This window comes from Nonomuraea sp. NEAU-A123, from assembly GCF_018603905.1.
Taxonomy (GTDB): Bacteria; Actinomycetota; Actinomycetes; order Streptosporangiales; family Streptosporangiaceae; genus Nonomuraea.
The window spans coordinates 693,102-702,973 of the sequence record NZ_JAHFZZ010000003.1 but is presented as its reverse complement, the minus strand read 5'-3'; the positions used below and the strand labels follow the sequence as shown (position 1 = coordinate 702,973).

The window sequence follows — 9,872 nt, the reverse complement described above, 5'->3', positions numbered from 1 at the left end:
ACCGCTACGCTGCTGGATCATGCGGCTCGGTAACCGCTACCTTCTGCTCTCCCGCATCGCCTCGGGCGGTATGGGGGATGTCTGGCGCGCCCGGGACGAGCTCCTCGGCCGCGAGGTCGCGGTCAAGGTGCTGCGCAGCCACATCCAGGCCGATCCCACCTTCCGCGGCCGCTTCCGCAACGAGGCCAGGATCACGGCCGCCCTGGGCGACCCCGGCATCGCGCAGATCTTCGACTACGGCGAGCAGAGCGACCTGGCCTACCTGGTGATGGAGCTGGTGCACGGCGAGCCGCTGTCCGCCATCCTGGCCCGCAACGGCGCGCTCGGCCCCGATGTGGCGCTCGACGTGGTCCACCAGACGGCCAAGGCGCTGCACGCCGCCCACTCGGCGGGGGTCATCCATCGCGACATCAAGCCGGGCAACCTGCTCGTCACGTCCGAGGGCGCCATCAAGGTGACCGACTTCGGCATCGCCCGCGCCGTGGAGGCGGCTCCGGTGACGCTGACGGGGACCGTGCTCGGCACCGCCCAATACGTCAGCCCGGAGCAGGCGCAGGGCCTGCCGCTCACCCCCTCGACCGACCTCTACTCCCTGGGCGTGGTGGCCTACGAGTGCCTGTCGGGGCGCACGCCGTTCCAGGCCGAGGGCCAGGTGGCGATCGCGCTCATGCACCTCAACGAGCCGCCGCCGCCGCTCGGCGCCGACGTGCCCACGGCGGTGCGCGAGCTGGTCATGACGCTGCTGATCAAGGACCCGCGGCACCGGCCGACATCGGCGATCAATGTCGCCGAGCGCGCCCGCATGCTGCGCGAGTCACTGGCCGGCGGCGAATCGGCCACCGAGCTCAGCATGCTCACCGACCCGGCGGGCTTCCGGGTGCGGCAGCCGGCGGCCGAGCACACGACCCACGACTTCGGCGGCTCGCCGGGCACGACGATGCACGCGTCGCCCACCGGCTCGATCACCGGACCCCGCCGCCGCCGGGGCCGGCTGACGCTGGCGCTGGTCGCCAGCGCGGGATGCGCCGCCGCCGTCGGGCTCAGCGCCTTCACGTTAATGGAACGCGACGCGGTGCCCGGCCCGCCCAGCGTCGCCGACCCGTCGGAGTCGGCGAGCCACGCTCCGACCTCGAAGCCGCCTCGGGCCAAAGCTCACACTCGACGACCGCCGGTGATTACGGTGAAGTCGAAGAGGCCGGTACCCTCGCGGTCGGCTACGGTAAGCGTGTCGGCAAGTCCAACGAGGAAGCCAACCCCCAAGCCGACGCCGACCACCCGGACCCCGACTCCGACACCAACCCCAACGCCCACCACGACACCGAAAAGTCCGACACCAAGCGCTTCGCCTGACCCCGGGGTAACAAACCCGCCGAAGGAGAAGACGTGATGCGCCACGGGGTCGATGATGGACACCGGCGTCCCCCCCGAGCAGGCCGGTACCCAAGATGAACGGTAAGGGACAGTGCAGGAAATGACTCAGCCTCGGCGACTCGGAGGTCGCTACGAGCTCGACGGCGTCGTCGGGCGCGGCGGCATGGCCGAGGTCTATCGCGCCCGAGACATCCGGCTGGACCGCATAGTCGCGATCAAGACTCTCCGCTCGGATTTGGCGCGCGATCACACCTTCCAGGCCCGTTTCCGGCGTGAGGCGCAGTCCGCGGCTTCGCTGAACCACCCGGCCGTCGTCGCGGTCTACGACACGGGTGAGGACGTCAGCGAGGGCGCCCCCGTGCCCTACATCGTGATGGAGTACGTCGACGGCAGGACGCTGCGTGACCTGCTGCGGGCCGACCGGCGGCTGCTGCCGGAGCGGGCGGCCGAGCTTGTCGACGGCATCCTGCGGGCGCTCGACTACAGTCACCGCGGCGGCATCGTCCACCGCGACATCAAGCCCGCCAACGTCATGATCACCCGCGCCGGCGACGTCAAGGTGATGGACTTCGGCATCGCCCGCGCGATGGCCGACTCGGCCGCGACGATGACGCAGACCGCGCAGGTGATAGGGACCGCCCAATACCTGTCGCCCGAGCAGGCACGTGGTGAGCGGGTCGACGCCCGCAGCGACATCTATTCCACCGGTTGCGTGTTCTACGAGCTGCTCACCGGTCAGCCGCCGTTCACCGGCGACTCCCCCGTGGCGATCGCCTACCAGCACGTGCGCGAGGAGCCGATCCCGCCGTCGCAGATCGACCCCGAGATTCCCCCGTGGTGCGACGCGATCGTGCTGAAGGCCATGGCCAAGGATCCCGCGCACCGCTATCAGAACGCGGGCGAGATGCGGGCAGACATCCAGCGGGCGGTGTCCGGCCAACCGATCGACGCCCAGACGATGGCGATGACCGGCAACTACGGCGCGGGCACCCGCATGATGACGGCGACCCAGGCCGCCACCGGCCCGGCCACTCAGGGCACCCGGGCGGTCCCGCCGTACGAGTACGACGACGGGCACACCGGCCGTGGCGGCCGGCGGCGCGCGTCCGGCGGCGGCGGCAACCAGGCGCTCAAGACCGCGGCCTGGATCATCATCCCGTTGCTGATCATCGGGGCGTTCATCGGCATCGGTTACGCGGTGTTCAGCAGCGGCGGCGACAAGACCACCGGGCAGATCAAGGTCCCCTCGCTCTCCACGCAGGATTCGAAGGCCGCCCAGGCCCAGCTCACCGCTCTGAGCCTGAAGCCCGAGGTGGTGCCGCAGGCCAGCGCCGAGTTCGAAAAGGGCACGGTGATCAAGACCGATCCCGCCGAGGGCACCGAGGTCCCGAAGGACTCCACGGTCAAGCTGTTCGTGTCCAAGGGGCCGCCGAAGGTGAAGGTTCCCGAGGGGCTCGTCGGCGCCACGACCGAGGAAGCCAACAAGATCCTTGAGGAAGCCGGGCTGACCAGCACGATCACCACCAAGGTCTCCAGCAAGCCGCAGGGCAAGGTCATCGAGACCGACCCCAAGGCCGGCGAGGAGGTCGAGAAGGACGGCACGGTCACCCTTTACGTGCCCAAGGCTCTCTCCGACATCCCTAGCGTGATCGGCCTGACCCAGCAGGAAGCCGTCAAGACGCTCAAGGGGGCGGGCTTCAGGTCAAAGGTGGACTCACAGCCGAGCGACCAGCCGAAGGGTACGGTCATCCAGCAGAGCCCCGAAGCGGGCGCCAAGGTCAACCCCAACACCACCGTGACGATCGTGGTATCCACGGGCCCCGAGCAGCAGCCGACGCAAGACCCGCAGCAGCCGACGGCCGAGCCCACCGACGACTCGCAGCAGCCTACGGAAGAGCCCACGGACGACACACAGCCGACCGACGACTCACCGATCGACGACGGCGACCTGGGCTGACCCCAAGCCGCCCGCCAGGGCCGCCCTCCCGCACCGGGAGGGCGGCCCTGGCGCGTCAGGGGGTGGGCACGCAAAAGAGCGCCCCCGCCGCTCGGGGGCAACGGCGGGGACGCTCATCTGTCTGTCGTCCGGCGGCGGGTGAGTGTTACACGATCCCGCGCAGCCAGTTGCCGAGCAGTTGGTGGCCATACTCAGACAGCACGGACTCGGGATGGAACTGCACGCCCTCGATGGGCGCTGTGCGGTGCCGCAGCCCCATGATGACGCCGTCGGTGGTGCGTGCCGTCACGCCGAGCTCGGCGGGCACCGTGTCGGGCCGTACGGCCAGGGAGTGGTAGCGGGTCATCCGCACCGGCGAGGGGAGCCCGGCGAACACCCCGAGCCCGTCGTGCGACACCGCGCTGGTCCGGCCGTGGACGAGCTCGGGCGCCCGCGACACGGTGGCACCGTAGGCCAGGCCGATCGCCTGGTGTCCGAGGCAGACCCCGAGCAGCGGCAGGCCGCGCAGGGCCGCGTAACGCACCAGGGGGACGCTCACGCCCGCCGCCTCCGGCGTGCCGGGGCCCGGGCTCACCAGGACGCCGTCGAAGCCGTCGGCGTCGCCCACGCGGACGTCGTCGCGCGGGCGCACCTCACACGTGGCGCCCAGCTCGCGCAGGTATTGGACGATGGTGTGGACGAAGCTGTCATGGTTGTCCACGACCAGCACGCGGGTCATTTCCGTACGGTCACCTCGTCGAGCGTCACCGCGGGTTCGAGAAGCGGGAACACGGCATACCAGAGTACGGCCACCGCCACGGCGACCAGGACGGCGGCCGCCAGCAGCTTGGCGCCCGTGCCGCCCGGCAGGCTGCGCCAGAGCCATCCGTACATGTCATTCCTTCCTGAGTTCGGTCTTCTTCAGCACGCCGGACACGATGAGCCGCTGGGCGGCGGAGTATTCGGGGTGGCAGGTCGACAGCGTGATGAAGGCTCTGGTGGGCCTGCTGTCGGGCTTGCCGGGCACCGGGCTGAGCACGTCCACCTCATCGGGCTCCACGATGTCCTGCGAGGTCACCCGGTAGGTGTAGCGGGCCTCAGCGGCGTCGATGATGATCTCGTCGTCGCGTTTGAGCTCGTCGATCCGATTGAACGGCGCCAAATACGTGGTCCGGTGCCCCGATACGACGAAATTTCCGATCTGTCCGGGGAGGGCGGTGCCGGGGTAGTGGCCCGGGCCCTTCTTCAGATGCTCGGTGTCCACGCCCTCCACCACGGCGTAGTGGTAATCGCGCCCGAACTTCGGGATGCGCAGCATGGCCACGGCCCGGCCCAGCTCGATCTTCGGGAGCGCATGTTTCTCCCCCAGCTCCTGCTGCAACTGCACCTGCATGCGCTGGGTGTAGACGCCCGTCCCCCAGAGCAGGTAGGCGCAGAACAACAACAGGATCAGGCCCGCGGTGATGCTCAGCTCCCCCGCGGCCCGCAGCACGGCCCTCACTCACTCAGCGTATGCGCGCCCCAACCGACGGCCGGGGATCGCCATCTCGTGCGCGTGGCGACTATCCTGGGCACGCTTCAACTACGCTCAACGAATAGCCTGCGGACAATCCGGATGCCCAGGCGCCCAGCAGGAGTTTCCAGTGCCCAAGTCCAAGGCTCGCAAGAAGGCGGTTTACACGCCGCCGCAGAAGTCCCAGCAGGTCACGGTCAGCCCCCGCTGGCTGGCGCCCACCATGGTGGTGTCGTGGATCATCGGCATCCTGTGGATAGCCATCTACTACGTGGCTCCCGGCGCACCCTTCATCGGCGATCTCCACAACTGGAATCTGCTGATCGGGTTTGTTTTCATCATCTTCGGGGTGGTGCTTTCCACCCGCTGGCGTTAGTTTTTTCCACAGTTTTTCCACACCCTGGGGAAGTCAGCCCGCGACGCCGCTCAAGAGGGCCGAGGATCTGACGGCCACGAGCACGACGAGGATGGCCAGCGCTCCCACGATCGTCAGCACCTGCCAGAGGGTCCTGTTGCTCTTGGGAGCGTAGGCCAGGGCCCCGGCCAGGGCCGATCCGGTGATCAGTCCACCGATGTGGCCGGTCCAGCTGATGCCTGGGACCACGAAGGTGATCACTAGGTTGATCACGATCAGCACGGCGATGCCGCGTACGTCCATGTTCAGCCTGCGCCCCACGACGAACATGGCGCCGAACAGGCCGAAGATCGCCGCCGACGCGCCCACCGTGAAGTTGTCGAGCGGGTCGAGCCAGTAGCCGAGCACCGAGCCGCCCAGCGCGCTGACCAGGTAGATGCCCAGGTAGCGGGTGTGCCCGAAGGCCCGCTCCAGGTAGGGGCCGACGACGTAGAGCGCCCAGCAGTTGAACAGGATGTGGAAGACCCCGCCGTGTACGAACGCCGAGGTGAGCAGCCGGTAATACTCACCCTGCGCGGCGACGTCGTACGGCCGCATGGCCAGCTCGGCGGTGACCACGTTGCCCGTCAGGTATTGGGCGCCGAAGACGAGCACGTTGAGGGCCAGGAGCACATACGTCACGTATGGGGTGGCGACCACGGTGCCGCCGAAGGCCGACCGTGCCTGGCGTAGCCCTCGATTGCCCTCGGCCACGCACTCGGGGCACTGGAAGCCCACGGCGGCGTCGCGCATGCAGTCGGGACAGATGGGGCGCTCACAGCGCTGGCAACGGACCCAGGTCTCTTTATCCGGGTGCCGGTAGCACGTCGGCACGGCCTCCGCGGGCTGCTCGGGCTGCGGGGGCGGGCTGGGCGGCTGGCTGGTCATGACCGCAGCCTATGGCCTGCGCGACGCTGCCGCGCTGGCCTCTACAGCCCGCCCCGTGCGCCCTGTCAACCCTGGACGCGGTCGATCGTGACCGACTCCAGGACCACCTCGTCGATCGGCTTGTCGCGCTGGGTCGGCGTCTTGGCGATCGCGTCGACGACGTCCTGGCCCTCGATCACCTCGCCGAAGATGGTGTGCTTGCCGTTGAGATGCGGCGTGGGCACGACCGTGACGAAGAACTGCGACCCGTTGGTGCCCTTGCCGAACCGGATGCCGGCGTTGGCCATGGCCAGCAGGTAAGGGCGGTTGAAGTAGAGATCCGGGTAGATCTCGTCGTCGAAGTCGTAGCCCGGGCCGCCGATGCCCTCGCCCAGCGGGTCACCACCCTGGATCATGAAGCCTGGGATCACCCGGTGGAAGATCGTGCCGTCATAGTAGCGGCCGGTGCTCCTCTCGCCGGTGCCCGGATGGGTCCACTCACGGCCGCCTTCGGCGAGCTCGACGAAGTTGCGGACCGTCTTGGGAGCCTTGTTGGGGAAGAGCTCTATCTTGATATTTCCACGATTTGTCTGCAGGTTTGCGATCAGTTTCTCGGCCACGAGACAGTAGCCCCCTCTATGCACAAGGTTGGTTTTGTGTTGATTTGATGACGACGGCCGTAAGGCCTCGGGAGCCATCCTGCCATGGACGGCCATGATTGAGCCGCCCCGCTACGGGCAGGTCAGGCTCGGGGCCTCATCAAGACAGGGGAGGTTGTTGTGTCCCTGACACTCAGAAATCGCCGCGTGGTCATCGTAGTCCCAGACACGTGGATGGGCCGTATGAAGGCCCGGGCCGTACGAACCGGCCGGCAAATGGCACCGATGGCGGATCAGGCCAAGGTGGTCGCCGCCCATCGCATCGAAGACGCCCGCTACTGGGCGGCACCGAGGCTCGAGGAGGCCGCGCATCGGGTCGAGGATCAGCTCGCCCCCAAGGTCAGCGCCATGCTGGTCACCGCGGCCGACAAGATCGACCCCACACCGCGCAGGTCGCGGCAGTGGCCGGTCATGATCCTGATGACGGGTCTCGCTGTGGGCACGATCGGTTATCTGTTCTACCGGCGTAACGCCCAGCAGTGGACCGAGCACATGAAGGACTCGGCCTCGGACGCGTCGCGCTGGGCCAGCGACACGGCGGACAAGACCGCGGGCACCACCGAAGGGATGGCGTCCACGGTGACCGACACGGCAGACGAGACATCGCGCAAGATGTCATGATCTGCACGAAGGTGCGCCCCCCGCTCGATCGAGCGGGGGGCGCACCTTCACGTTCGGGTGCGTTTCCCTGTTGACGCCTATACCAAGCGCTTGCTACAACGAGCGGCATGGCGCTGTCCCCGCTCGACGACTACCCCATCCACCAGGCGGCCCAGGTCATGCGGCACGTGGCGACCTCCGACCGCAATTTCTACGACCGCTACTACTTCAACTGCCACGCGGGCACCGACGAGCTCATGCTGCTCGTCGGCGCCGGCCAGTACCCGAACCTGGGCGTCACCGACGCCTTCGCCTGCGTCCGCTACGGGAACCTGCACCGCGTCGTCCGGGCCTCGCGCGAGCTCGGCGCCGACCGGATGAACACCGAGATCGGCCCGTTCCAGGTGAAGGTCATCGAAGGGCTCAAACGGCTCCAGATCATCCTGGAGCCCAATGAGCATGGCCTCTCCTTCGACCTCACCTGGGAGGGCACGATCCCGGCGACGCTCGAGCCACGGCACTTCGTCCGCTGGCAGGAGCGGGTCATCTTCGACTCCATCCGGCTGGCGCAGACCGGGCTCTGGTCCGGCCACATCCGCATCGACGACGTGGACATACCGGTCACCCCGGATCGGTGGCAGGGCGCCCGCGACCGTTCCTGGGGTATCAGGCCCGTCGGCGAGCCCGAGCCGCCGGGCATCCAGACGAAGAACGCGGGCACCTTCTACTGGCTGTACGCGCCCATGAGGTTCGACGACCATGCGATCCTCTGCATCGTCCAGGAGGACGAGAAGGGCCGCCGGGTGCTGGAGGAGGCCACCCGGGTCTGGTCCGACGGGCGCGAGGAGGAGTACCTGGGCCGACCCGAGTACCACCCCGTCTACGCCCCCGGCACCCGTGACGTCGTCGAGGCCACGATCACGTTCTCACCGCCGGGCGGCAAGGCCTTCGACGTGCGCTGCACGCCCGTGCTGCCGGTCCACCTCATGGTCGGCACCGGTTACGGCCTGGAGCCGGACTGGAAGCACGGGATGTATCAGGGTGCCGGGCCGGTCGTGCAGGGCGTCACGTACACGCTGCCTGACGACGCGGCCAAGATGTGGGGGATGGTCGACGCCGTGGGTCGTTTCGAGTACGACGGGCTGGTGGGACACGGCCTGTTCGAGTACTGGGCTCTGGGGCCGCACCCGTCGTTCCCCGAATGAGCGTGCGCCCGCCGTACACCCCCGGTGCTACGGCGGGCGCGACCTCACTTACTTCGACGACTCACACTTGATGGTGATCGCCTCGAGCGGGGCGCTGCCGTCCTCCGCCTTCTGGGCGGTGCCCCTCTCCAGCTTCACAGCGGCGGTCGGCTCGCCACCGCTGGTGGTGAACCCCTCACCCTCGACAGGGGTGGCGGGCATGGCCGGGACCGCCTCCAAGACCTCCCCCTCCGGGACCTCCTTGATCTCGACCTGGCCGTCTTCGGTACGGGTGACCGCGATCCCCTCAGGCGCCTCTGCCTTCGACACCTCACCGGGCACTCCCACGGCGTCCGCCCGCGCGAACGCGATGGATTTGCCGTCGCTCGTCGTGCACGTCACCTTGGCACCCGGGGCCGTCGACGGGACCTCGTCGGCCATCGCGGATCCGCCCAGGGCCGTGAGCACGAGCACGCCCACCGCACCGAGTACCGCGAGACGTCGCTTGAACATGGAATCTCCTTGCTGGAAACGATCGGACGCCCCGAGCCTGACCCGCCGTACCTGAAGTGATCCTGAAGACAGCCGAAACGATCTTCAGGTTGGCTTTAGGTGAAGTGCGGCACTCTGGCCGGTGTGCGAGTGCTATTGGTGGAGGACGAGCAGCGGCTGGCCGATTTGGTCAAGGGCGGCCTGGCCGGCGAGGGGTTCGCCGTCGACGTGGCCTATGACGGGCGCGACGGGCTCTGGATGGCCTCGGAGAACGTGTACGACGTGATCGTGCTCGACGTGATGCTGCCCAGGCTGAACGGCTACACGGTGTGCTCCCGGTTGCGCGAGGCGGGCAACTGGACACCGATCATGATGCTCACCGCCAAGGACGGCATCTACGACGAGGCCGAGGCGCTCGACACGGGCGCGGACGACTACCTCGCCAAGCCGTTCTCGTACGTGGTGCTGCTGGCCAGGCTGCGCGCGCTGGTACGGAGGGGCGGGCACGAGCGGCCGGTGACGATCACGGTCGGCGACCTGGTCGTCGATCCGGCCGGGTTGCGGTGCCGCCGGGGGGAGGTGCAGATCGCGCTGACGCCGAAGGAGTTCGCGGTGCTTCATGGGCTGGCGCGGCGGGCCGGTGAGGTGGTGTCCAAGAGTGAGCTGCTGGCACAGGCTTGGGACTTCGCCTACGACGGCGATCCGAACATCGTGGAGGTGTACATCAGCGCGCTGCGCCGGAAGATCGACCAACCGTTCGGGAGGACGACCTTGGTGACGGTGCGTGGCGCTGGGTACCGGTTGGAGGCGGCATGACCACGTGGCGCGCTCACCTGGCCGCGGGCCGGGCCCGACT

12 protein-coding genes are annotated in these 9,872 nt (G+C 68.4%); 6 read left to right on the top strand and 6 right to left on the bottom strand.

All coding sequences use genetic code 11. The features are described from left to right. Positions 1-19: 19 nt before the first annotated feature. Together KLK06_RS11710 and pknB are read left to right on the top strand one after the other, a co-directional pair. On the top strand, positions 20-1,387 hold the full coding sequence (locus KLK06_RS11710; RefSeq protein WP_214635373.1) for a protein kinase: 1,368 nt from the start codon (positions 20-22) through the stop codon (positions 1,385-1,387). Positions 1,388-1,471: 84 nt separating this feature from the next. Beyond that, positions 1,472-3,328: a Stk1 family PASTA domain-containing Ser/Thr kinase gene (gene pknB, locus KLK06_RS11705; protein ID WP_214635372.1), complete on the top strand. Its 1,857-nt coding sequence runs from the start codon at positions 1,472-1,474 to the stop codon at positions 3,326-3,328. Between the two features lie 145 nt (positions 3,329-3,473). Here the strand turns inward: pknB and KLK06_RS11700 are convergent, their stop codons facing one another. From KLK06_RS11700 to KLK06_RS11690, 3 genes are read right to left on the bottom strand one after another with little or no spacing between them, the layout of a single operon-like run. Beyond that, positions 3,474-4,046, bottom strand: a complete 573-nt coding sequence (locus KLK06_RS11700; RefSeq protein ID WP_214635371.1) for an aminodeoxychorismate/anthranilate synthase component II — start codon at positions 4,044-4,046, stop codon at positions 3,474-3,476. Beyond that, positions 4,043-4,201 carry a hypothetical protein gene (locus tag KLK06_RS11695; RefSeq protein ID WP_214635370.1) on the bottom strand — a complete coding sequence of 53 codons (159 nt, stop codon included), beginning with the start codon at positions 4,199-4,201 and terminating at the stop codon, positions 4,043-4,045. Before KLK06_RS11695 ends, KLK06_RS11700 begins: the two co-directional genes overlap by 4 nt. A gap of 1 nt (position 4,202) precedes the next feature. Further along, positions 4,203-4,808, bottom strand: coding sequence for a class E sortase (locus KLK06_RS11690; RefSeq protein ID WP_214635369.1), 606 nt, complete (start codon positions 4,806-4,808; stop codon positions 4,203-4,205). Between the two features lie 142 nt (positions 4,809-4,950). On the opposite strand from KLK06_RS11690, the gene KLK06_RS11685 reads away from it, so the two are divergent. Beyond that, on the top strand, positions 4,951-5,196 hold the full coding sequence (locus KLK06_RS11685) for a cell division protein CrgA (RefSeq protein ID WP_214635368.1): 246 nt from the start codon (positions 4,951-4,953) through the stop codon (positions 5,194-5,196). A gap of 33 nt (positions 5,197-5,229) precedes the next feature. On the opposite strand, the gene KLK06_RS11680 is transcribed toward KLK06_RS11685, so the two are convergent. Together KLK06_RS11680 and KLK06_RS11675 are read right to left on the bottom strand one after the other, a co-directional pair. Next, entirely contained in the window at positions 5,230-6,102 is an 873-nt protein-coding gene (locus KLK06_RS11680) for a rhomboid family intramembrane serine protease (RefSeq protein WP_214635367.1), read from the bottom strand. 65 nt (positions 6,103-6,167) lie between these two features. Beyond that, on the bottom strand, positions 6,168-6,701 hold the full coding sequence (locus KLK06_RS11675) for a peptidylprolyl isomerase (protein WP_308168202.1): 534 nt from the start codon (positions 6,699-6,701) through the stop codon (positions 6,168-6,170). Between the two features lie 264 nt (positions 6,702-6,965). Between KLK06_RS11675 and KLK06_RS11670 the strand changes: the two genes are divergently transcribed. Beyond that, on the top strand, positions 6,966-7,361 hold the full coding sequence (locus KLK06_RS11670; RefSeq protein WP_214635365.1) for a hypothetical protein: 396 nt from the start codon (positions 6,966-6,968) through the stop codon (positions 7,359-7,361). 107 nt (positions 7,362-7,468) lie between these two features. Then, positions 7,469-8,545, top strand: a complete 1,077-nt coding sequence (locus KLK06_RS11665) for a hypothetical protein (protein ID WP_214635364.1) — start codon at positions 7,469-7,471, stop codon at positions 8,543-8,545. A gap of 48 nt (positions 8,546-8,593) precedes the next feature. Here the strand turns inward: KLK06_RS11665 and KLK06_RS11660 are convergent, their stop codons facing one another. Next, on the bottom strand, positions 8,594-9,037 hold the full coding sequence (locus tag KLK06_RS11660; RefSeq protein WP_214635363.1) for a hypothetical protein: 444 nt from the start codon (positions 9,035-9,037) through the stop codon (positions 8,594-8,596). A 123-nt stretch (positions 9,038-9,160) separates the two neighbouring features. Here KLK06_RS11660 and KLK06_RS11655 point away from each other — a divergent pair, with 123 nt between their 5' ends. Further along, the gene (locus KLK06_RS11655; protein WP_214635362.1) at positions 9,161-9,832 is read left to right on the top strand and encodes a response regulator transcription factor; all 672 of its coding nucleotides are present in this window, start codon (positions 9,161-9,163) and stop codon (positions 9,830-9,832) included. Positions 9,833-9,872 lie beyond the last annotated feature (40 nt).

Excerpts from the sequence above, each read along its gene's own strand:
- KLK06_RS11660 (WP_214635363.1), bottom strand. The coding sequence starts at position 9,037 with ATGTTCAAGCGACGTCTCGCGGTACTCGGTGCGGTGGGCGTGCTCGTG.
- KLK06_RS11670 (WP_214635365.1), top strand. The coding sequence starts at position 6,966 with ATGGCGGATCAGGCCAAGGTGGTCGCCGCCCATCGCATCGAAGACGCC.
- KLK06_RS11710 (WP_214635373.1), top strand. The coding sequence starts at position 20 with ATGCGGCTCGGTAACCGCTACCTTCTGCTCTCCCGCATCGCCTCGGGC.
- KLK06_RS11665 (WP_214635364.1), top strand. The coding sequence starts at position 7,469 with ATGGCGCTGTCCCCGCTCGACGACTACCCCATCCACCAGGCGGCCCAG.
- KLK06_RS11700 (WP_214635371.1), bottom strand. The coding sequence starts at position 4,046 with ATGACCCGCGTGCTGGTCGTGGACAACCATGACAGCTTCGTCCACACC.
- KLK06_RS11680 (WP_214635367.1), bottom strand. The coding sequence starts at position 6,102 with ATGACCAGCCAGCCGCCCAGCCCGCCCCCGCAGCCCGAGCAGCCCGCG.
- pknB (WP_214635372.1), top strand. The coding sequence starts at position 1,472 with ATGACTCAGCCTCGGCGACTCGGAGGTCGCTACGAGCTCGACGGCGTC.
- KLK06_RS11695 (WP_214635370.1), bottom strand. The coding sequence starts at position 4,201 with ATGTACGGATGGCTCTGGCGCAGCCTGCCGGGCGGCACGGGCGCCAAG.